Annotated in this window: 21 protein-coding genes, 1 tRNA gene and 1 pseudogene; 19 read left to right on the top strand and 4 right to left on the bottom strand. The window is 48.6% G+C overall.

Features of this window, described 5'->3' with window-relative positions; genetic code table 11:
• The 12 genes and pseudogenes from tolR (at position 1) to rimI (ending at position 10171) form a co-directional block, all read left to right on the top strand.
• Positions 1-423: a protein TolR gene (tolR, locus tag H5336_RS06185; protein WP_185232415.1), complete on the top strand. Its 423-nt coding sequence runs from the start codon at positions 1-3 to the stop codon at positions 421-423.
• On the top strand, positions 423-1187 hold the full coding sequence (tolA, locus tag H5336_RS06180) for a cell envelope integrity protein TolA (protein ID WP_185232413.1): 765 nt from the start codon (positions 423-425) through the stop codon (positions 1185-1187). The genes tolR and tolA overlap by 1 nt, the downstream gene beginning before the upstream one ends.
• Positions 1184-2485 (top strand): Tol-Pal system beta propeller repeat protein TolB, encoded by a 1302-nt coding sequence (gene tolB, locus H5336_RS06175; protein ID WP_185232411.1) that lies wholly within the window; start codon positions 1184-1186, stop codon positions 2483-2485. The genes tolA and tolB overlap by 4 nt, the downstream gene beginning before the upstream one ends.
• A gap of 52 nt (positions 2486-2537) precedes the next feature.
• Positions 2538-3026 (top strand): peptidoglycan-associated lipoprotein Pal, encoded by a 489-nt coding sequence (gene pal, locus H5336_RS06170; protein WP_185232409.1) that lies wholly within the window; start codon positions 2538-2540, stop codon positions 3024-3026.
• Between the two features lie 24 nt (positions 3027-3050).
• Positions 3051-3605: pseudogene (locus H5336_RS06165) on the top strand (YbgF trimerization domain-containing protein); the annotation flags it as partial.
• 543 nt (positions 3606-4148) lie between these two features.
• Positions 4149-4799 carry a 7-carboxy-7-deazaguanine synthase QueE gene (gene queE, locus H5336_RS06160; protein ID WP_185232405.1) on the top strand — a complete coding sequence of 217 codons (651 nt, stop codon included), beginning with the start codon at positions 4149-4151 and terminating at the stop codon, positions 4797-4799.
• The gene (gene queC / locus H5336_RS06155; protein ID WP_185232403.1) at positions 4792-5463 is read left to right on the top strand and encodes a 7-cyano-7-deazaguanine synthase QueC; all 672 of its coding nucleotides are present in this window, start codon (positions 4792-4794) and stop codon (positions 5461-5463) included. The genes queE and queC overlap by 8 nt, the downstream gene beginning before the upstream one ends.
• A gap of 121 nt (positions 5464-5584) precedes the next feature.
• A tRNA-Lys gene (locus H5336_RS06150) sits at positions 5585-5660 on the top strand.
• 120 nt (positions 5661-5780) lie between these two features.
• Positions 5781-6842 (top strand): quinolinate synthase NadA, encoded by a 1062-nt coding sequence (gene nadA / locus H5336_RS06145; RefSeq protein WP_185232401.1) that lies wholly within the window; start codon positions 5781-5783, stop codon positions 6840-6842.
• 369 nt (positions 6843-7211) lie between these two features.
• Entirely contained in the window at positions 7212-8759 is a 1548-nt protein-coding gene (locus H5336_RS06140) for a 2-isopropylmalate synthase (protein WP_185232399.1), read from the top strand.
• A 44-nt stretch (positions 8760-8803) separates the two neighbouring features.
• On the top strand, positions 8804-9640 hold the full coding sequence (locus H5336_RS06135; RefSeq protein ID WP_185232397.1) for a hypothetical protein: 837 nt from the start codon (positions 8804-8806) through the stop codon (positions 9638-9640).
• 27 nt (positions 9641-9667) lie between these two features.
• Positions 9668-10171 (top strand): ribosomal protein S18-alanine N-acetyltransferase, encoded by a 504-nt coding sequence (gene rimI, locus H5336_RS06130; protein ID WP_185232395.1) that lies wholly within the window; start codon positions 9668-9670, stop codon positions 10169-10171.
• 15 nt (positions 10172-10186) lie between these two features.
• On the opposite strand, the gene H5336_RS06125 is transcribed toward rimI, so the two are convergent.
• A complete protein-coding gene (locus H5336_RS06125; RefSeq protein WP_185235657.1) occupies positions 10187-11098 on the bottom strand; it encodes a choice-of-anchor A family protein in 912 nt (303 codons plus the stop codon).
• A 282-nt stretch (positions 11099-11380) separates the two neighbouring features.
• Between H5336_RS06125 and prfC the strand changes: the two genes are divergently transcribed.
• The 3 genes from prfC (at position 11381) to H5336_RS06110 (ending at position 14716) form a co-directional block, all read left to right on the top strand.
• A complete protein-coding gene (gene prfC / locus H5336_RS06120) occupies positions 11381-12955 on the top strand; it encodes a peptide chain release factor 3 (RefSeq protein WP_185232393.1) in 1575 nt (524 codons plus the stop codon).
• 62 nt (positions 12956-13017) lie between these two features.
• Positions 13018-13632: a lysophospholipid acyltransferase family protein gene (locus H5336_RS06115; RefSeq protein WP_246439040.1), complete on the top strand. Its 615-nt coding sequence runs from the start codon at positions 13018-13020 to the stop codon at positions 13630-13632.
• A gap of 19 nt (positions 13633-13651) precedes the next feature.
• The gene (locus H5336_RS06110) at positions 13652-14716 is read left to right on the top strand and encodes an AI-2E family transporter (RefSeq protein ID WP_185232391.1); all 1065 of its coding nucleotides are present in this window, start codon (positions 13652-13654) and stop codon (positions 14714-14716) included.
• A gap of 3 nt (positions 14717-14719) precedes the next feature.
• Here the strand turns inward: H5336_RS06110 and sthA are convergent, their stop codons facing one another.
• Entirely contained in the window at positions 14720-16093 is a 1374-nt protein-coding gene (gene sthA, locus H5336_RS06105; RefSeq protein WP_185235655.1) for a Si-specific NAD(P)(+) transhydrogenase, read from the bottom strand.
• A gap of 37 nt (positions 16094-16130) precedes the next feature.
• On the bottom strand, positions 16131-17003 hold the full coding sequence (locus tag H5336_RS06100) for an HDOD domain-containing protein (protein ID WP_185232389.1): 873 nt from the start codon (positions 17001-17003) through the stop codon (positions 16131-16133).
• Positions 17004-17333: 330 nt separating this feature from the next.
• Between H5336_RS06100 and H5336_RS06095 the strand changes: the two genes are divergently transcribed.
• Positions 17334-18539 (top strand): response regulator transcription factor, encoded by a 1206-nt coding sequence (locus H5336_RS06095; RefSeq protein ID WP_185232387.1) that lies wholly within the window; start codon positions 17334-17336, stop codon positions 18537-18539.
• Positions 18540-18631: 92 nt separating this feature from the next.
• The gene (locus tag H5336_RS06090) at positions 18632-19192 is read left to right on the top strand and encodes a hypothetical protein (protein WP_185232386.1); all 561 of its coding nucleotides are present in this window, start codon (positions 18632-18634) and stop codon (positions 19190-19192) included.
• A gap of 70 nt (positions 19193-19262) precedes the next feature.
• Here the strand turns inward: H5336_RS06090 and H5336_RS06085 are convergent, their stop codons facing one another.
• Positions 19263-20459: a TonB family protein gene (locus H5336_RS06085; protein WP_185232384.1), complete on the bottom strand. Its 1197-nt coding sequence runs from the start codon at positions 20457-20459 to the stop codon at positions 19263-19265.
• Between the two features lie 490 nt (positions 20460-20949).
• Here H5336_RS06085 and H5336_RS06080 point away from each other — a divergent pair, with 490 nt between their 5' ends.
• A complete protein-coding gene (locus H5336_RS06080) occupies positions 20950-21642 on the top strand; it encodes a cyclic nucleotide-binding domain-containing protein (RefSeq protein ID WP_185232382.1) in 693 nt (230 codons plus the stop codon).
• A gap of 143 nt (positions 21643-21785) precedes the next feature.
• Positions 21786-22424: a hypothetical protein gene (locus H5336_RS06075; RefSeq protein WP_185232380.1), complete on the top strand. Its 639-nt coding sequence runs from the start codon at positions 21786-21788 to the stop codon at positions 22422-22424.
• Positions 22425-22507 lie beyond the last annotated feature (83 nt).

Here is a 22507-nt window from a genome sequence, read left to right as displayed (position 1 = left end):
ATGGCTAATAAACCTAAGCGCAAACCTATGGCGGAAATCAACGTCGTACCCTATATCGACGTGATGTTGGTTTTGTTGGTGGTATTTATGGTGACCGCGCCGCTATTAATGCAAGGCGTGAAAGTCGATTTACCGCAGGCCCCTTCGTCGCCAATGGAAAATAAAGACAATGAGCCGTTGATAGTATCGGTACGTCCAGACGGCACCTACTACCTGAATCTTGGAGGTGAGCAAAAAACAGCCAAGCCACTTAAAGACATTACCGATACGGTCGCGAAAGTGCTGAGACAAAAGCCCAATACACCGGTACTGGTTTGGGGTGATGCCAAAGTAGAGTACGGTCTGGTGGTCGCGCTGATGACGCATCTGCAGTCTGCAGGCGCACCATCCGTTGGGTTGGTGACAGAGCCGTCGGTTGAGTAATGAGAATACTGCTCTATTACGTTATCCCTATCGCCGTCAGCTTGGCGTTGCACTCGGTGGTCATTGCGGTACTGACGTTAGGCTGGGAGCAGTCGGCAGAGCCAAGGAAAATCAAAGTTCCGCAATATATAGAAGCCAAATTGGTTGAGCTTAAACCCAAATCGAAGAAAAAAGCATCTGCGAAGAAAAAGCCCAAAGTGGTTGATGTGGCAGCTAAGCGTAAAGAGCAGGAAAGAAAAAAGAAGCTAGCCGAGACAAAACGACAACAGGATATAGCCAAAAAGAAAGAGGCCGAAGCTAAGAAAGCGGCAGAAAAGAAAAAGCGTGAGCAGGAGCTGAAGCGTAAGCAAGCACTGGAAGAAGAGCAAAAACAGGCTAAACAACGTCGGCAAGAAGACTTGCAGCAGGAATTTGAGCAGGCCTTACTGGAAGAAGAGGGGCTCTTGCAAGAAGAGGAGTATGTAACAGAAGCTGCGAGCTACGCTGACATGATCCGCCGGCGTATTGAACAGAAATGGAGCCGCCCACCTTCCGCAAGAAACGGCATGCGATGCGAGCTAGCTATTGACCTAGTTCCCAATGGCAGGATTGTAGATGTGAATATTAAAACCAGCAGTGGTAATCTCGCTTTCGATAGGTCGGCAATTGCTGCGGTTAAAAAAGTAGAATCGTTTCCTGAAATTAAAAATATCCCTATTGCCCTTTTTGAGCGGCACTTTCGCAAATTTAGTTTGGGCTTTCAGCCAGAGGACTTGAGACAATGATAAAACGATTGGCGCTGCTGTTATTGGCGTTGCAACTCAGCGCTGTTACAAAGGCAGAGTTGATGATCGAAATCACCCAGGGAATGGACAACCCTGCTCCCATTGCGATTGTGCCCTTTGCCGGCACTGAAGGTCATAGAGAAAATATTCCAGATATTGTTGCCGCCGATTTACAGCGAAGTGGCTTTTTTCGGCCTATCCCTAAGGCCGATATGCTGTCTACTCCGCATTATGAGCGCGATGTTTTTTATCGTGATTGGCGTATTCTGGGTGCAGAATTCTTGGTGATTGGCCGTCTGCAGGCTGGCGTTGCGGCGGGCACTAATCCAGATCAATATGTGCTCGAATATGCCTTGTACGACGTATTGGGCCAGCGTAATCTATTTAAAAAAGTAGCAAAGGGTAGTACCAGCGAACTGCGCGACATTGCTCACGAAGTGAGCGATGCCGTATATGAAGCGATCACAGGAATACGCGGTGCATTTTCTACTAAGATATTGTACATAGAAGATTTGAAGCGAGCGGGAGCGGGGCGCTACCGTTTGGTAACCGCCGATGCCGATGGCGCCAGAGACAAAGTGCTATTCTCTTCGAGCCAACCGCTATTGTCGCCCGCATGGTCGAGCGATCTAAAGCAGGTGGCCTATGTTTCATTCGAAACAACGCGCCCAGCGATATTTAGGCAAAACCTACTGACGGGTGTACGCGAACAATTAACCAACTTTCAGGGGTTGAACGGTGCGCCAGCCTGGTCGCCGGACAATAAAAAATTGGCGCTGGTTTTATCAAAGGATGGAAATCCAGAGGTCTATACGCTAGATCTAGCTACTCGACAATTAACACGTGTAACACGCCATTTTGCAATTGATACGGAACCAAACTGGACAGCAGACGGAAAAGGGTTAATATTTACTTCTAATCGTGGAGGCAACCCACAAATTTACCAAGTGGGGCTTGAAACAGGGCGTATAGAACGCTTAACCTTCGAAGGTGATTACAACGCCAGGCCAAGAGTTTCACCAGACGGTAAAAGTCTTGTCATGGTTAACCGTTACAAAGGTGTGTTCCACATCGCATGGCAAGATATTGTGTCTGGGGACATGCGAATTCTCACAGAGACTTGGCTTGACGAATCGCCAAGCATAGCGCCTAATGGCGCGATGTTGTTGTATGCTACTCAGCACAACAACAAAGGTGTTCTTGCTGCTGTGTCCATGGACGCAGGAGTAAAATTCAGATTACCCTCAAAACAAGGTGATGTTAGGGAGCCTGCGTGGTCTCCTTACGTTAATAAGTAAATGAGGGTGAGGAACGAGGTTAATGCTTTACAAACACTTGGGAGTGATAAAAATGATTAACACATTGAAAACCTTACTTACTATGGTTGCTGTACTGGGTTTATTAGCTGGTTGTACTTCTACCAGTGATAAAGATGATGACGCGGCTGATGTTGCTGCTACTCCAGAGCCCACTATGGAGCCCGTTGTAGAAGCTGATCCATACGAAGCTATACAAAACCTGGCTACTGTTTTCTACTTTGACTTTGACCAGTCCATACTCAAAGCAGAAGCGCGTTCAGCTCTGATGATTTACGCAGAAGTTTTGAATGCAGCGCCTAAGTCTATTCGCTTGGAAGGTCATGCCGATGAGCGTGGTACTCGCGAGTACAACATGGCTCTTGGTGAGCGTCGTGCAAATGCAGTTCGCGATTTCCTCGTTCTGCAAGGTGTAGATGCTTCATACATCGAAACCGTTAGCTATGGCGAAGAAAGCCCAGCGTCTGTTGGTAGCGAAGAAGGTTCTTGGTCTCAGAATCGTCGCGTAGAAATTCAACTGTAATTTAACGGCACAGTTATAGAGTCAATGTTATTTAAAGCTCTCTCGGCCGCCATCTTTATGATGGCGGCTTCTTTCGTTGTCGCTCAGGTAGAGGTCGTAGACCGCTCCCCGGCAGCAAAGCCCCAAACACAAACGCCTCCTCCCCAGCCTGTTGCCAACCCGGCAGCGCAAGCGGGTGAACTCTACTATCAATTACAGGTTTTACAGCAGGAAGTGCTGGAATTGCGTGGTATCGTCGAGCTTCAAACTCACGAATTAAAACGCCTTAAGCAGCAGCGCCTGGACGACTATCTGGATATTGATCGTAGGTTGAGCGCCCTGGGTAAGGGTGGCACAGCCTCTTCGAATACAGCTACTAAGAAGCCTTCCAGTACTGTTTCTAATAAAACAGCGCCAGTACCCGCCGATGAAATAAAACATTATCGCGGCGCGATTGATTTGGTTTTGCGCGAGAAAAAGTACGACCAGGCTATTGTGCAGCTAAAAGAGCATTTGGACACATACCCGAAAGGGCGTTATTCCGCTAATGCTATTTATTGGTTAGGCGAAATCTACCTGCTCAAAAATAATCTCGAGCAGTCTCGCCAATGGTTTAGTCAGTTGCTAGCGGATTACCCCGGCCACCGCAAAGCTCCCGATGGCAAGTTTAAGTTGGCTAGGGTGTATCACCTAATGGGAGATGACGCCCAGTCTAAGGCTTTGCTAAATGAAGTTGCCGATTCCAATACCGATGCGTCGCGATTGGCGAAAAATTATTTACGTGATAATTTCGGCTCATAGCGATAGGCGCTGAAGCTGGGGTATTAACGTCAGTTTTGGGCGTTGAGGGTTTTTTGAGGTCGGTAGCGGAAACGAAACTCTTGGCGATTGTTTAAGCTGGCTTGAAGGCCTAACACGGCTTCGGCTTGAAAGCGTATTGGTCAATGGCAGGCTTATTAGCCTCACACGTTGCTGTAATGCCACCATCTTCATAGGCTATACGTGGCTTATAACTCTGCTGATACCTTTGCTTATAACCCCACTTATAACCCTGCTCTTGTCTTAATTTCCCGGTTTCTGGTTAGCTGTTTGGGTTGGTTTCGGCTAAAATGCCGCCCTTTTGAACCTGCTACTGATGCTTTCATGACCGACTCCAGCCTTAGAATTACCGAAATATTCCACTCTTTACAGGGCGAAGCCGCAACTGTGGGTTGTCCGACCGTATTCGTGCGGCTAACAGGCTGCCCGCTGCGTTGTGTGTATTGTGATTCTGAATACGCGTTCTATGGTGGCGAACGCAAAAATTTCACTGATATTTCCAGCCAAATAGAAGCTTTTGGCCCCGAATATGTGTGTGTAACCGGTGGTGAGCCCCTGGCTCAGCCCAATTGCTTACCGTTGCTCTCTTACCTATGTGAGCTGGGCTACAAGGTGTCGCTGGAAACCAGTGGTGCTATGGATATTTCAGCGGTAGATTCACGGGTTAGTATTGTGATGGACTTGAAGACGCCGGCTTCAGGTGAGCAAGACAAAAACCTTTACGGAAACCTGGGTTATCTAGAAGCTAAGGATCAAGTGAAGTTCGTCATTTGCGACGAGCAAGATTACCAGTGGGCGAAATTCAAATTGGACGAGCACCGGCTGGTGGGGCAGGTGGGTGAGGTATTATTTTCCCCTTGTTTCGGTAAGCTTGAGTCTTCTGACCTCGCTAACTGGATTTTACGAGACAAACTGAAAGTCCGTTTTCAGATGCAGCTTCACAAACAGCTTTGGGGGGATAAGCCCGGTGTTTAAAAAAGCGGTTGTCCTTGTGTCCGGTGGGTTGGACTCCACCACGGTGTTAGCCATGGCCCAGAGCCAGGGCTACGAGTGCCACACCCTTTGTTTCGACTACGGTCAGCGTCACCGCGCCGAGTTGAAAGCGGCCAAGAATGCCTCTGCTGTAATGGGGGCCGTGCAGCACAAAGTGATATCACTTGACCTAAGGGCTATTGGCGGCTCTGCTCTAACCGACGATGATATATCGGTACCCGAGCAGGAGACCATGGGTATACCTGTAACCTATGTGCCCGCCAGAAATACCGTGTTCCTGTCGATTGCCCTAGGCTGGGCGGAAGTGATTGAAGCTGAATCCATTTTTATTGGTGTAAATGCAGTGGATTATTCTGGCTACCCAGATTGTCGGCCTGCGTATATCGAAGCGTTTCAGGCAATGGCCGAGTTGGCGACAAAGGCTGGGGTTGAGGGTAAACCTATTGTGATTAAATCGCCGCTGATACAGCTGTCAAAAGCTGACATTATCGCCGAGGGGCATGCCTTGGGTGTTGACTACGCGCTAACCGTAAGCTGCTATCAAGCGGATGAGGATGGAAGAGCGTGTGGAAAGTGTGATAGTTGCCGGTTGCGACGCAAGGGGTTTGAGGAAGCTGGGGTGCCTGATCCAACCCGTTATTCCTGAGTCGGCAGGGAATATTAAATATATATTAAAAAGCGCTTGAGTTTTCAGGCCAAATCATTAGTATATGCGCCTCTTTCGGGGGCCACTCAAACTGAGTTGTTTTTACCCGAGACCAGAATTTGGGTCGTTAGCTCAGTTGGTAGAGCAGTTGGCTTTTAACCAATTGGTCACTGGTTCGAATCCAGTACGACCCACCATTATATGCCCCGAAAGGGCCAAAAAAAGGGGACTGAAAAGTCCCCTTTTTTTATTTCCGCCCGTTGAAAATATGTCTCAAGCAGGCGTCGCTTGTCTATAGATGCAAAAGGTTTTCACAAATGAGCAGAGAAACCGTTCATAAGCCTACACCGCAGCAAGTTGTAAAATCCTATCTGGATGATGCCCTGTCGCACCCCCATCAAAAGCCGGCCAACACCGATCAGCTGATCGCCAATATCCGAGAAGGCCTAGAGCAAAACCAAGCCGTTCTCGTTGCCCACTATTACACCTCTCCAGACATTCAGGCGTTGGCCGAGGCCACCGGCGGCTGTGTGGCTGATTCCCTTGAGATGGCACGCTTCGGTAAAAATCACCCGGCTAAAACACTCATAGTGGCCGGTGTAAAATTTATGGGCGAAACAGCAAAAATTCTTTCGCCTGAAAAGCGCGTGTATATGCCCACGCTCGAGGCTACCTGTTCTCTCGACCTGGGTTGCCCGGTGGAAGAGTTTTCAGATTTTTGTGATCAGCATTCAGATCGCACTGTGGTGGTGTACGCGAACACCTCCGCCGCTGTAAAGGCGAGGGCCGACTGGGTAGTAACCTCGAGTATTGCGTTGGACGTGGTGGATTACCTTGACCGTCGTGGAGAGAAAATACTGTGGGCGCCGGATAAATACCTCGGTAGCTATGTGCAGGAGAAGACGGGTGCGGATGTTCTTCTGTGGGACGGCTCCTGTATTGTCCATGAGGAGTTTAAAGCCCGCGGTATTGAGGATCTTAAAAAGCTGCACCCCGAGGCGGCGGTGCTGGTTCATCCCGAATCACCAAAACCGGTGGTCGACCTTGCCGATGCGGTTGGCTCTACCAGCCAATTGATAGCCGCTACCCAGCAGCTGCCAAATCCGTCTTTTATTGTGGCAACGGACCAAGGCATTTTTTACAAAATGCAGCAGGTAAGTCCTGATAAAACACTCATTATTGCCCCTACCGGAGGCAGTGGCGCTACCTGCCGTAGTTGTGCCAATTGTCCGTGGATGGCCATGAACGAACTCGACAATCTGTGTCGCTTAGTCTCTAGCCTTGGGTCTTCTTCGGCCTGTGAGGTCCTTGTAGATCAACAATTAGCCGCCGAAGCGATGCTGCCATTACAGCGCATGCTGGACTTTCAAAAAGCTTGAGTGGTTTTATCCTAAGAATTTAACCGTAACGTGATGTATGTTTCGTTAAGGGCGCTAACGGAGGGGCTTTATTGTTATTTTATCCTAATAAGCTTTATATATTAGGACGGTTATTGATGTGGTGTTGTTTCAGCCCTAAACTACAAGCGTATTCCGGCCAATATAGGGGCGTAACGATATGACAACTGTTGTACAACCGAAACCACAACATACCTCCGTTCGTACTCAGCGGACATCGCTGCTGAGCCTACTGCCGCTGTCGCTTTAATTTGCCCCTCATGTAGTTAAATTATTCAGTTACTTCCCGGTGTATCAACGGGTAGTTTTAAGACATTCTCTGGTGATCCCAGCAGAATTCAGGAGACCATAATGAACAAAGAAAAACTTGTCATATTTGACACCACTCTCCGCGATGGTGAGCAAAGCCCCGGCGCGAGTATGACGCGTGAAGAGAAAGTCCGTATCGCCAAAATGTTGGAAAAAATGCGCGTGGACGTTATTGAGGCGGGTTTCGCTATTGCCAGTCCAGGGGATTTTGAGTCGGTTCGTGCGGTAGCACAGGCGGTGAAAGATTCTACGGTTTGCAGCTTGGCTCGCGCTATTGACGGTGATATAGATCGTGCTGCCGAGGCGCTAAAGGGGGCTAATTCTTCGCGTATTCACACGTTTATCGCAACATCGCCTATCCACATGAAGTACAAGCTCAAAATGGAGCCGGAAAGGGTACTTGAGCAAGCGATACACGCGATTAAGCGAGCGCGAAATTACACCGACAACGTCGAATTTTCGTTGGAAGATGGCAGTCGTTCTGAGTTCGATTTTATGTGCCGCATTACCGAGGCCGCAATTGCGTCGGGAGCAACCACCATCAATGTACCCGATACCGTGGGCTATGGTGAGCCCGGTGAGTATGGCGCCATGTTCAAGCGTCTCATTGAGGCCGTACCTAATTCTGACAAGGCCATTTTTTCGACCCATTGTCACAACGACCTTGGGCTCGCGGTAGCCAATTCGTTGTCGGCGGTGATGAACGGCGTTCGTCAGATCGAGTGCACAATCAATGGCCTTGGCGAGCGCGCAGGCAATGCCTCCCTCGAAGAGGTGGTGATGGCCGTGCGCACCCGTAAAGACATCTTTCCGGTTGATACCGGCATTCAGGCAGAGCACATCGTGCCCACCTCACGCTTGGTATCGTCGGTGACTGGTTTTCCTGTGCAGCCGAACAAAGCCATTGTGGGGGCAAATGCTTTTGCCCACGAATCGGGTATTCACCAGGATGGTGTGCTAAAGCATCGTGAAACTTACGAAATTATGCGTGCGGAAGATGTGGGCTGGAATGCCAACAGAATTGTATTGGGTAAACACTCCGGCCGCGCCGCCGTTAAGGCGCGCTTTGAAGATCTCGGTATTACCTTCGATACCCAGGATGCGCTTAACCAAGCTTTCGCAGGTTTTAAAGATCTCGCCGACAAAAAGCACGATATATTTGATGAAGACCTTCATGCGTTAGTGTCGGCCAAGGGCGCAGAAAACATGGAAGAAATCTATCTTCTCGTGGATATGGAGGTCTGCTCGAAAACAGGCGAAACACCGAATGCCAAGATTAATCTGCAGGTGTCCGGAAAAAATGCCAGCGCCCAGGCTGAAGGTGGTGGGCCCGTAGACGCTGCTTATAAAGCTATTGAAAGCGTTGTGAACAGCAAGGCCGATTTACTGCTTTATTCGGTCAACGCTATCACTCAGGGGACCGATTCGCAGGGCGAGGTAACGGTGCGTCTGGAGCGGGATGGACATATTGTGAATGGCATAGGCTCCGATACTGACATCGTTACGGCGTCAGTGAAGGCTTACTTACATGCGCTTAATATGCTTGCTTCACGTAAACAGCGATCTCATCCGCAACGTGACGGTGTGTGAATTCGGTTGGTCGCGAGCCTTCCGTGAGGGTAAACTCCCCGACCATGAATGAGCGCCAACGTATGCAATACTTGGAAGCCATGGGGATCGACATGTTCGTTCCCCGTGTTCTTCTGCCCTCTGCAGCGGCACCAGTACGCTGCTCCTTGCCTTTGGCGCCAGCTAATACGCCTATGGCTGAGGCTGCCGTAGAGCCCAAACCTAGCCGTTCTCATGGCGAGCCGAAGCTGGCGGATATTGGCGAGCTGTTACGTAAAGCCCGTACACCTGCAGTAACGACCGAAGCCTCTCCGGCAGAAAAAAATACACCGGTATTAGTTAAAGATGTACCCGCGCCAGCGGAACCTGAGGGGCTTGTTGAAATCCAACAGGAGGCCCGGTTTTCGCTTGCTATCTGGCGTGTTAGCCGAGATGTGCTGGCTGTGGATACGCGAGAGGTAGGGGCGGGCTTACCGACTGATGCATTACTGGCCAATATGGCCCGCTGTTTAGGGATGGGCTCGGGAAGCCTTGCTGCTGCAGAGGTATTAAATTGGCCTATGGTTGAGCTGCAGAACAAGCCTAAAGACTGGCATGCCGCACGTGAAATGGTCGCCAGCTTATTGGAAGGTAAGTTGTTGTCAGAGCCCGTGAGCCAGATTTTATTGTTCGGCGAGGCCGCCTACAAGGCTGTGGCTGTCACCCACACGGTTCAAGTCCCCGAGCCTAGCTTTGGTGGTCATTTACTCAGCGTCGTCGCTATCGATGCTTTTGCGGCGGATGGTTTGGTTCTGCCGAGTTTGGCGGAAACTTTACGAAACCCAGGGCAAAAGAAAGCAATTTGGCAATTTCTTGCTGGCCAAACGAACAAAAAGTCCTATGGTGAGGAGAGTTCCGCGTAAACCTGTGGTTCTCTAGAGGAGTACTTATTGAGCGATAAGATTAATACCCTGTTACACCGCCGCTTTACGTTAAGCGATGGTACTCCGTGCGAGCTGAAAAATTTTTGCAGGGACGATCTGGACGCTATTTATCAGTTGGAGCAGCGTGCTCACCCATACCCCTGGAGCAAGCAGAACTTTCAAGATTCCATCGCCAATAGCCATGTGTGTGTCGGCATTCAGAACGATGGTGAGTGGATAGCGCAGGCGGTGTTTTCCATTGCTTCGGGGGATGCAGAATTGCTGATTATTTCGGTTGATCCTAGCTGGCAGAGTAAAGGTGTCGCCAAGCAGCTTCTTTCGCTGATGACTGAAGTATTAGAAGATTTCGCCGCTGAATTGTTTTTGGAGGTACGCGCATCCAATAGTCGGGCGATAAAACTGTACGATACCTTAGGTTTCAATTGTGTAGGGACACGGCCAGGGTATTATCCGTCCAAAAATGGCAGGGAAGATGCTCAGATATACGGCATATCCCTGCGCATTGGATGAACTGCTGCACGGTAACTAGAGGTTAACACTGCCTCGTTTTCGGTTTCTGGCGAGAGCTAATAGACCAAGGCTCATCAGCATTAAAACACCACTTGCAGGCTCGGGTACTTCAGTTGCCGGCGGCTGGAAATTAAAGCTATGAAGCTCGTTGGTGGCGTTTGTATTGTAGTTTCTGGCCGCTAGCGCACCATCGAAGTCGAAACCGTTGTTGGTAACATCAGCCTGTGTGGCCAAAACAGAACCTACAAACTTGTTGTTAAGCGTAATACTGGTGGCCTCATGGAAATTCCACAAAATATTGTCGTAGAGTTCGCCAATGTTTCCGAGGAAGTTCATGCCGCCGTGGATGGTTGCAGCATTGCCCGTCACATTAATAATGGCGGTTTCGGCGCTACCTAAGTCAAAGCCAAATCCATATGAATTCTGGAACAAGCTAGCGTCAATATCGAACACTGCAACACTCTCTGTACCTGTGTAGGTAAACCTGCGTCCATTCATATCACCGGCAACGAAACCGTTAGCACTGAGCCCTGCGTAGCCAGCAGAATAGCTTTCCAGCTCACTTTCAACCGCTGCAATGCTTAAACTAAGATCCTGATAAATCGTACCGTTGTGTACGCTGATGTTCGATTCATCGGTATTATCGCCACCGTATACAACATTGCCATTTTGAACCTGGATATTATGGCCATAAATGTTTCCGCCAACACTAACGCTGTTGGAAAACAGTAGTTCGGCATCTGCGCTCAGAACTGAATCGGGGGCTGTCATGTCGCCACCGATAAGTGTTTTTCCTTGAACATGAACAGTGCCGTCAAAGTCGTTGAGAACAATCAAGTTGTACTCGCTCAGGGGCATTGCTGCTGCTTGGGTTCCAGCGAAAACGGTTGCCGCCATCACCAGAGCCCGAAACGCGTTCCTGTACATCGTGTATCTCTCCTTAAAGTGAATAAAAAACAAACAGTTATGAAGATAAGCTATTTGTGATGTTCGTCACAGCAATATTTGAGCCATAAAAAATTATTCATCTAAATCATTGGGTTATATGCCCTGCTATTTTCGTTGGCCGCGTTGTGTAAACGCGGCCGACATCCATTGACCTGTCGGGGTTGGCAAGCATTAACATCTATCTGACAGGATCACTTACGCCAACTCAACGCATAGGGCATAATCGCCACCCTCAATTCATAATGATTTAGCCTGTATTCAATGAGTCTTCAGAAAGAAATCGACAAACGGCGCACCTTTGCCATTATTTCCCACCCAGATGCGGGTAAAACAACCATTACCGAAAAGCTGCTGCTATTTGGCAATGCTATTCAGTTGGCGGGTTCAGTTAAAGGCAAGAGAGGGCCCCATGCGAAGTCAGATTGGATGACCATGGAGCAAGAGCGGGGTATTTCGGTAACCTCCTCGGTGATGCAGTTTCCCTACAAAGGGCGAATCGTAAACTTACTGGATACGCCGGGGCACGAGGACTTTTCTGAAGATACCTACCGTACGCTAACCGCCGTAGATTCGGTGTTAATGATTATTGATGGCGCCAAAGGTGTGGAAGATCGCACGATTAAATTAATGGAAGTTTGCCGGCTACGGGATACACCTATTCTATCGTTCATTAACAAAATGGACCGTGACATGCGCGACCCCATTGAGGTAATGGATGAGGTTGAAGAGGTGCTTAAAATTGCTGCAGCGCCGATTAACTGGCCTTTGGGTATGGGTAAGGAGTTTAAAGGTGTTTATAACCTATATACCGATACCATTCATGTTTATGAGCAGGGCAAAGGGCATACCATTCCCAACGACACCCAAATCAAAGGTTTGGATAGTAATGAAGCTTCTGTGCTGTTGGGGCCATATGCAGACGACATCCGCGAAGAAATCGAACTGGTGCGTGGTGCTACGAACGAATTCGATGTTGATGAGTACTTGGCTGGTCGCTTAACCCCGGTATTTTTTGGCACCGCCTTGGGTAATTTCGGCGTGCGGGAAATGCTGGAGGGCTTTGTAGAGTGGGCACCCAAGCCCTTAGGGCGGCTGACAGCGGCGCGACCTGTGGAACCAGAAGAGGATCAATTCAGTGGTTTTATTTTCAAAATTCAGGCAAACATGGACCCAAAGCACCGGGATCGAATTGCCTTTATGCGGGTATGTTCAGGCAAATATACCCGGGGTATGAAAATGAAACATGTGCGCATTGGCAAAGATGTCAAAATCGCTGATGCGGTTACTTTCCTCGCGGGTGACCGCTCTCAGGTAGAGGAAGCGCTGGCGGGCGACATTATTGGTTTACACAATCACGGCACCATCCAAATAGGCGATACTTTTACAGGTGGTGAGAACCTCAAGTTTAGTGGAATTCCACATTTCGCTCCTGAATTATTTAAGCGCATACGCCTTAAAGACCCGTTGAAAACTAAACAGTTAAAAAAGGGGCTGCAACAGTTATCGGAAGAGGGGTCTACTCAGGTATTTTTCCCGCAGAACAATAATGACATTATTGTTGGTGCGGTGGGCGTGCTACAGTTTGAAGTTGTTGCGTATCGGCTGAAGGATGAATATAAAGTAGAAGCCATTTACGAATCGGTGAATGTGACAACGGCTCGTTGGGTGGAGTGTGAGGACGAAAAGAAATTTGCCGAGTTTAAACGCAAGTGTGGCGACAACCTGGGAATTGATGGTGGTGGTCACTTGACGTACCTTGCCCCCACTCGCGTAAACTTGTCGCTTACCGAAGATCGTTATCCCGATGTTGAATTTAGGTCAACTCGAGAGCACTAAGCCACTGTGTGGGCTATAAAAAATAATAACGAAAAAATTAATGACGTAGCGAGCCTGGTGTAATGACCAATCCACAACACGAATATTCCGACTTGTTTCCGGAAATTCCCCCCAGCATGCCAACGGCTGGTGGGCCGATTAGTCGATGGCTCGGGCGGAAAATACTACGGTTAATCGGATGGCGTATTGAAGGCGAAATTCCTGCAGACCACAAACTGGTAATGGTGGCCGCGCCGCATACATCTAACTGGGATTTCGTGCTGGCAATGCTGGCTATTATGGCGCTTGGCATTCGCGTGTCTTACCTGATGAAAAAAGAGGCATTTGTTTGGCCTTTAGGCGGTCTTTTTAGAAAGTTAGGTGGAATACCCATTGACCGAACGGCTGCCGATGACACCGTCGAGCAAATTGGAGCTTGGTACCGAGACCACGAAAAAGTGTGGGTGGTGATTACACCAGAGGGAACCCGAGCTAAAGTAGACCGTTGGAAAACCGGCTTTTTAAGGATCGCCCAGCGAGCAGATGTGCCCGTTGTTTTGGTTGCCTGGGATTTCCCAAACAAGCGCATGGTTTTAGGTAAGCGTTGGCCCCTTTCGGGGGATCATGTAAAAGATGCCGAGGTAATACGGGAATACGTAAATACCCGCTACGCGGGCAAGCACCCTGAAAATCAATGAAACCTGAAGGATGTGACTAATGGAACAACGTTCACCGATAACCGCTTTTTTAGTTGCACTGGCGGCGTTTATTATTGTTGTTGCCGGCATGCGCACCGCAGAATCCTTGCTGGTCCCATTTCTTCTTTCGTTATTTGTCGCGGTTATATGCACGCCCCCGCTCCTTTGGTTAAAAGCTCGAGGTGTACCTGGGTGGCTGGCGATGTTAATCGTTATACTTAATATTGTGATTGGCGGCACTGTAGTCGGTATAGTCGTCGGTTCAGCCATTGGCGATTTTCGCCAAGATTTACCCGAGTATCAGTTGCGCCTCTCTGAGATTACAGCCGGCTTATTTCAAAAGCTTTCGACGCTCGGAGTATCGGTTGACGCTGAGCTAATACGTTCCAGTTTTAATCCTGGGGCAGCCTTAGCCGTTGCCGGAAACACGCTGGCGGGGCTAGGTAATTTGATGACCAATGCCTTTATGATATTGCTTACAGTAGTCTTTATTTTAGGTGAGGAGGTTGGGTTTTCTGAAAAGTTAAAAAGTACTTCGCGCAATTCAGAAAAAACCATTGAGGCCATTAACCAATTTAGTGCCGGCGTAAATCGCTACATGGCGATCAAGGCGTTGATGAGTTTACTCACAGGCACCATAATACTGGTGTGGCTTTGGATCCTTGGCGTCGACTATTTTGTACTCTGGGGAATGCTGGCATTTTTGCTGAATTTCGTACCTACTTTAGGCTCCATTATTGCGGCTATACCGGCGGTACTATTGGCCGTGGTTCAGCTGGGGGTGGGAGATGCCGTGCTTGTTGGCGTGGGCTTTTTAGCGGTTAATCTTGGTGTGGGTAATATCCTCGAGCCTCGGGTAATGGGGCGGGGATTAGATTTATCTACATTGGTGGTGTTTCTGTCGTTAGTATTTTGGGGGTGGGTACTGGGCCCAGTGGGCATGCTGTTGTCTATTCCACTAACAATTACGGTTAAGATTGCCCTAGAAAGTGTCGATGAAACACGTTGGATCGGTGTTTTACTGAGTTCCGGTCGAGGTCTGGTAAAAACACGTATTTCACTGGACAGGCTAACGAGCGAATAACCGCTATAACTTCTTGCGCTGGTGCACAATCTCCAGCGCTGCTGCGCGATAGGCTTCTGCCAGTGTGGGGAAGTTAAAAATACTTTCGACAAAAATATCGATATCGGCATTAGCGAGCAAGGCCATTTGGCCAATGTGAATGAGCTCGGTTGCCCCCTCACCCACAATCATCACACCCAGTATTTTTTCCCCGTTAGGGTCGGAAACAATTTTGAGCATGCCATCTTGGGTGCCGGAAATCTGGCCCCGCGCAATTTCGTCGAACTTGGCTACGCCTACTAATACGTCGCCGTGCAGTTCGCGGGCTTTGGTTTCGCTGATACCAATTGACGATAATTCAGGTATGGAATAAATACCTACAGGTATGATGTTATGCATTACTCCGCTAGCAACGCCCATGGCATTGCAGGCGGCTCTTCGGCCTTGCTCCATGGAAGCAGAAGCCAAAGAGGGGGGGCCAATGACATCGCCTGCGGCATAAATAGAGGGTACGGCGGTACGCAGGTTTTCGTCGACGCTGATTAAACCGTATTGGTTCAATTCAAGACCTGCGTTGGCAATTTCCAATTCTTTTACATGCGCAATACGGCCGGCGGCGCAGAGTAGTTTTTCGCTGTGAATTTGTTTGCCGTTTTCGGTTTCTACCACCACCGCATCAAAGCCATTCCAGTATGCCTTGGCGATTTTCGTTTCACCCATCCAAGTGCCACCCATATGCTTGAAGCCATTGATAAAGGTTTCGGTAAGGTCATCGTCCAAAAAGCCCAGAGGCCTGGGATATTTATCGATCATGGTGACCTTTACGCCTAGCGCCTGAAATATCGAGGCGTATTCGCTGGCAATAACGCCGCCGCCTAATACTGTGAGGCTTTTGGGTAGATACATCATGGAGAGAATGGAGTCGCTATCAAATAGGTATTCGTGGTCAATCGGAATATTATCGGGGTGCCGAGGATAGGAGCCGCTGGCAATTATTATATTTTTGCTTTCCAGTATCTGTTTCTCGGCTTTTACTGATGTCACCTCCATCTGGTTTGCGCTGAGAAAGCGTGCACGGCCATGAATCATTTCAACACCGTTGCGCTCTAATTGGCGGCGCATATAGGTGTCGTGAGCTAGAAGCACGTCGTTAAGTCTATTGATAAGCGTTGCCAGTTCAACATCTTCGGCTAATTCAAAGTTGGCAAGTGCGGCGTTTAAGCGCATATTTTTAACGCGCAGAGCGTTTTCGCGTAATGTTTTGGAGGGGATGGTCCCTCGGTGTACACAGGAGCCACCCAGTTCGCGTGTTTTTTCAATAAGGGCTACACGAGCGCCCGAACGTTTTGCTTGAACAGCGGCTTTTTGGCCCGCAGGGCCACTACCTACAATAAGCATATCGTAGTTTGTGTTTGTCTCACTCACTTTGTCGCACTCACTTTGTCATAGATTCCATAGCCGAGTTTACGAGGTCTTCCTTTTCCAAAACCTGCAAAATTTCATCCTGATATAGATTGAGTTCCGCCAGTACCGGGTGGGAAACTAACTGGTCGCGAGTGAGGCAACCCTGTGAACCTTGCTCACACATGAAATGGCTTGCGATCTGGGCCCCTGCCACCGCAATCATTGTTTGATTCATCGCTGCACCAGCGGCGGTGAAATCGTCGAAATGTTTGACTACATCAATGACGGCATTGGGCATATCCCATTGCTCTACAACTCTTACCCCAATTTTTCGTTGGTACTTGGTTTCCAACTCCAGAACGGTATCTGTACTTAGCTCAATGCCCTGCTGCGCACTTTTAGCGAGTATGGTCTGTATCGCTACGGGGCGACCTATATCGTGTAATAGCCCGGTTATAAAGGCGGCTTCTACGTTGCGCCTACAGGCGCGTGCGATTTCCTTTGCCCAAAGCCCTGACAGTAGCGAGTAGCGGATTTGATACTGAATATGGGCTTCGTAGCCAGGCGTGTTGAACAAAGTGGAGTTTATCGAGGCAGCCAATGCAATTTCAGCAATGAGCTTCATCCCCAGCCGTGCAGTAGCCTGCTGCAGAGAGACAAGGCTGCTGTTAGGGCTGTATAGCGCTGAGTTTGCGACACGCATAACGTGCCCAGCCAGTGTTTGATCACTTTGAATCAAGCTGGCCAGTTTAGCGGCATCGGAATCTGGGTTTTGTGTGAGCCGCACCACTCTCCCCGCCACTTCGGGCAGCATGGGAACATCGATGTGGTCTGTTTTTATTGACTCCACAATCAGTGCTTCAACGGGTTGAGGTTCTTCTTGGTGGGGTGTTGCTGCTGCCATGTTTTAGCCTTACGAAGTTGATCGAGATAGATAGGCCTGCGTTTAATTGGCCCTAAATACCCGTTGTCGGATAGGGCGATGCAGAGGGGCTGCGAAATACTTAGCTGCCCTCTTAAATTTAGCAGGTGATATTAGCCCGTGATGATTATTTGAAATTCACCAGATCGATGGACAAAACAATAAATATGGCGCCTATCGTTTTATTGCCGCGGCCCAAATTGGTATTGCGGGCAAGCCTGATCTAGATTTATACGGTATGACGTTTGGATATGAGCCTTTCTGGTAACCGGGGGGCTCCCGCAATGGTTTGTTTTCGGAGATAGGCTTGTAATGGCTACAAAGAAAGTAGTACTGCTGTATCTAGAGCAGATTTCGGCGCTTGGCGAGCATATTGCCCAACACTTTGACGCCGAAATTGTGTCTTCGGTAGAGACTGCACTGAATTTACTGGCGACTAGTGACTATGACATAGTCGTGTACGACTGTATTAAAGTGGGGGTGGTGGATATGCGCGGTTGCCAGCAACTGCTGGAGCCGGGTGTTATGGCGGATACGCCACTGGTTGTTATGGCGGAATCTTACGAAGTTGAAGATAAGCTTAGGGCGCTTGAAATTGGCTGTGATGATTTCCTAGACAACTCAATTTTCAAGGAGGAGGCGTGCACACGTATCACCAAAAGTATTTTCAATCAAATTGCCCGTCGCCAGCTAAAATCCCGGCTTCAGGATGCAAACCAGGCTGCACATACAGCATTGACAGGCGCCAGCGATTTGGGAGCCAATATCCAATTTTTGCTTGCGGTACATGAAAGCGATAACCTCGATCAGTTAGGGCAGCAGCTCTTCCACACATTGAGCCGGTATGGCCTACATTGCAGCTTACAGATGCGTAGCTCACTGGGAACTAAAAATATGGAAGCGCACGGGATGGCAAAAGACCTCGAGTCCCAGATGCTGGAGCAGTTGGCCAATAACGGCCGTTACATTGATTTTGGTAGTCGTACTATCATCAATTTTGAGCGCGTTTCGTTATTGATCAAAAACATGCCGGCCGATGATGCCGACAAGTATGGCGCAATCAAAGACAACACTTTTTCGTTGCTTCAGGGGTTAAATGCTCGTATTTTAGTGTTGGAAGACAAGCAAAAGTTGATTGAAGAAAAAGCACATTTAAAAAGAATATCGGAAGACGTTAGCGTGGTAATGGTTACGCTTAAAGAGTCTTACCAGAAAGTAATGTGCGATATTGTCAACGAGGTAGAAAATGTAGCTGAATTAATTCAGTCGAGGGTTCCCACGCTTGCGCTCACCGAAGAAAATGAAGAATTTCTAGAGCATGCCACTATTCGAGCCATCGAAGAGACCAACCGCATTTTTAACGATGGTTTGGTGGTAGATGAAGTCTTTGCAAAACTCGAGATGGCCATAGAGGAGAGCTTGGAGTCATTTGAACCCCATCATTCCGGGGGCGACACTTACACCGACACCCTACTCGTCGCACGCAATATGGACGAATCCGGTGTTGAGTTGTTCTAGGGGTAATAAATAGTCTATAGCAGCGGGGTTTTAGATTTTGCCTGATCAGTGTTAACATCGACGCGTTCTCCACGTGGTAGAGTCTGTTTTGTATGGACAATAAAGATCTTGTTTGGGATTTAGACAATTTTAATAAGCGGCAGAAAGCTCAAGATTTTGTAATGGGATTTGAAAACCAGTTGTGTGTTTACTCTGGTTCAGTCGAGCAGCTCTATACCAATTACAATATTTTTTTCCCAAAAGAAGAAAACAGAAAGCTGGTTATTCTTCCTAACCCCTATGCTCATCACGACACACTGCACGGTATTATCGAAGAGACTGTTCGCCCAACCGGCTTGTTTATTGTACCCGCCGACCCCGAGGGTGAGTCCAATCGTTTGAACATCATATTGCCCTTAAAGTCTGAAGATAGCTGTGGCCGAGCCGTGCCATTGGAAGTGGGGTTGAAGCTAATCAATCAAAAGCGTCCGCAAGATAAGCCTTTTTTGCCGGTGCTTATGAAGGGTGATTTACGTGAACTTAACGCCGATACGCCCTGTTTACACCTACACATGCTGAACTTGGCACATTTGCCAAAGTTATCTGAAATGGACGTAAAGGACATACAGCGCGTAGTGCTGGAGCGCTTAGAAAAATTAGCTGCTCGTCGTTAATATCGCTTTCAAATACACACAAAAAAGCCGCAGCCCAAAAGGCGCGGCTTTTTTTGTGTGGGGCGAAGGTTTATTGCTTAAGCTTGAAAACCACCGGTAGAGTGAAGGTGAAGCTATTACCCGATATCTCTTTAGGCATACCTGGGAAAGGGCTGGCTTTCTTTGTCGCCTTTACGGCGGCCTTGGTTAGAGTGGAGTGCTGAGACTCTTCCACAACGACCACCTCCTGAACGACGCCTGCGCGATTGACAGTAACACTCAGGCGTACGTTACCTTGCCAAGAGCGTTCTAGTGCCCTTCGGGGGTATTCGATGTACTTGTAAGTCCATTTTTTAAGCTTGGCAATGTATAACTGTTGCCCTAGCAGGCTTTCGGCGGTGAAGTCGAAATCGTCTTCTTCTTCCTCTACCAAATCGGCGTTTAACAGCGCTTGCTGAACGGGTACTGGAGTAGGCTTAGGCTTCGCTGGAGCGGGTGTTGGGGTCTGTACAACGGGTTGTGGGGTAGGGGCCTGTATGTCGGGTTTTGCCGCAGCCGCTCCCACGGCTGCCGGCGCAGCAATGGCGGGCGGAGCGGGCACGCCTACGTCTGGAACAACGTCAATGGCCGGTGCAGCCGCCGCAACCTTTGATACCGGCTTGGGTTGAGACTCAACGGCATTTTGCACGGCGGCTATACGCTCGTCGCTCGGCAGGGTTGAGTCGAACTGTGAAAGTAAGGCGTCATCAATGTTACCGGCAACGAGCAAATCGTCTCTAAAGTTTGAAGATAGCGGTACAGGGCCAATCCAGGTGCGTAGCAGCAGGTCGAAAAACACGGTACTGGATATTTCACCTAACTGTGTGCCGTTGAGAATAACGTTTACCGATTCCCCCTGGCGACTAATAGTAAAAATATCTCCCGCAATCAGTTTTATCTTCAGCATGTTACTGAAGTCGGCCATGTTTTGGGCGTTTGCTGTTAGTTCGGCTGAGCTGGAGTTAATGGCCATACCTTCAATCCACATTCGCTTAAAGCTGCGAGCGGATAAGCGGCTGGCTAGAATTCGAACCTGTATCTGCTTGTCTCCAGCGGCTAGTAAAATCTCGCGCGAGTCGGACGACAAGGAAGAGGTTGAAAGCCCGGCAATGAAGCGGTCTTTTCCGAGTTCGGAGTGGATAGCAATACCATTTAACAAAGTGTCGGCGAAGGAATGAGAGGTGAACAAGAGCGCGACAACAATGAATAGTTTGTACTTGAGGTAGCGTAGAATATTTTTTTTACACATATGAGTCTCGTAGCCTGTTTGATACTTACCCTGATGTTTTTTTTTATGGTGTACTGTCCCTGTCGTTCTAAGAAATTACGGGCAGCTTTTGCCGCTTTCTTAGTTGTCTCCGTTGTCACATATCTTATACAGAATTAATCGGGAAACATGCGCCATTAGAAGAGGGCAGCCAATCAATCTGAAACTAAAGTACTACTGTACACCAATTCTTCCTTATCTCAAACCGGGGAGGGTAAAGGAGCCGGTTTTGAGTAATGCATACATGTGCGCCCGGTGGCAGTAGCGGTTATTGAGTAGAGTAGGGTGCCAAAATGGAATTGTTCGAAGTAGAATGGCCGTCCCTGGCGAGTCGGGCGTGATTCAGGCTACAAAAATGGAAAATTGTCAGCCGAAGGGCGCCTAGATTGACTCGTGGCACGGTAAATCGTCTATGTTTCAAGAACAATCCTTCGCTGATCTTTAATTTCGAAAGACCTTAGGCCACTGACTTATGGAAGTTCATCCATTACATAAATATCGTCAGGAATCGCTGGATACACTGTTATCTTCTATTCCTTTCTACAAAGCAATTAAACAGCAGGATCAGTACCAGTACGACTTGCTAATGAGTTATTCGCGCGTCATTGAATACCGACCCGGCGAAGTGTTGATGGAGCAGGGGCAAAACGATCAGTGGCTCTACTTTCTTTTAAGGGGACAGCTAGCGGTAGTTGTCGGCAGTGGTGAAAGCGATCGCAAAGTGGTGAATTACATTACGCCAGGCGAAGTTTTTGGCGACTTGGCTATTCTTATCGATCATCAAAGAACAGCAACCATTGTTGCCGACCCTCATTGCAAATCGGTTATGGTGTTTGGAACCGATTTTACCGTGTTTGGCGAACTGGAAGATGTACACAAAATTTCGGTGAACACTAAGCTTGAGTACTACCGCAACATGGTCCACAACCTGCGTTGGAAGCTTGAAGTTTATCGTATGTCCTACCCCGATCAGGCCTTTGCTTCCAATCATCGAAAAGTAAAACTGTATACCGGGCCGAAAGGTACGCTAGAAGAACTAAAAAGTTTAGACGAGCAGGCTCGTGCCTTGGCTAGGCTACTTGTACACTGGAATTTCGAATTTGACCGCCTTTCAATATCCCCGAGAGAAAAATTAGATTACAACACGTTGATTGCCCTAGGCTAGTCTAACAGCCCTGGGCAAGCGAGCGGCCAAGCTCTCCCCCCTTTCGCGCCTACTTACACTATTATTAACGTGAGATGAAGGCATCGATTTAACTCATCGATGCCTTTCAGTGTCTGTTTTTATTCGTTCTAACCGAGGGGCTCATGATGCAACGTCGCAATATTCTATTCGGTGGAGCGGTCATGCTTTCTGGGTTTATCGGGGGTTCGGCAGTCGCGTTAGATGAATCTCGGCTTTGGCTTCCGACTAAATACCACAAATTATACCTAGACTTAAAAGAATCGGCTCTGGCGGCCGAAAAATTGGATGTGTGTACAGAGATATTGCGGGGTAGCTTGGATCTGGATCAGAGTCAGCCGGGGAAGCCCATTTTTATCATTCGTTGTCGTAAGGCTGATGGTCGCTCATACAATGAAATGGTTGACGGAACAACGAAAGAGACCCTCACCACCAAGCCGGTTGTAATTGAAGTACTGTCAGCAGAGGAAGTGGAGCAAATTAGGCTGGCTGAGGAGCAGCGGCTAGCGGAACAAAGTGAAAAAAGGAAAGTTCGGTTTCGCCACCTTTGCCTGGAAAAATACAAAGAAAAAACAGCACTAATGATACAAATGAAGCCGATAACGCCCGATAACGTAGAACCCATTGCTTATGAAGGAGAAGCAGCTGAGTTTAACTGGGATTTTGATGCGCGGAGTCTTTCGGGGCGTAAGCTACAGTATCGGGCTAACTGCGTAATTTCCGAAGGTGTAGAACCCGCTGTTAAGCTTAAAGCCCGGCCTTAGTGTTTCTGCTTTTAGAGTCTGTGTTGGGGGCTTTAGGCGTGTACGGCCTTGGCAGCCTTATTGCAGCGCTGATTTACTTAGAC

Origin of the sequence: Teredinibacter franksiae, from assembly GCF_014218805.1 — a bacterium.
GTDB classification, from domain to species: Bacteria; Pseudomonadota; Gammaproteobacteria; order Pseudomonadales; family Cellvibrionaceae; genus Teredinibacter; species Teredinibacter franksiae.
The sequence above is the reverse complement of the archived record's forward strand: the minus strand, read 5'-3'. Positions and strand labels throughout refer to the sequence as shown.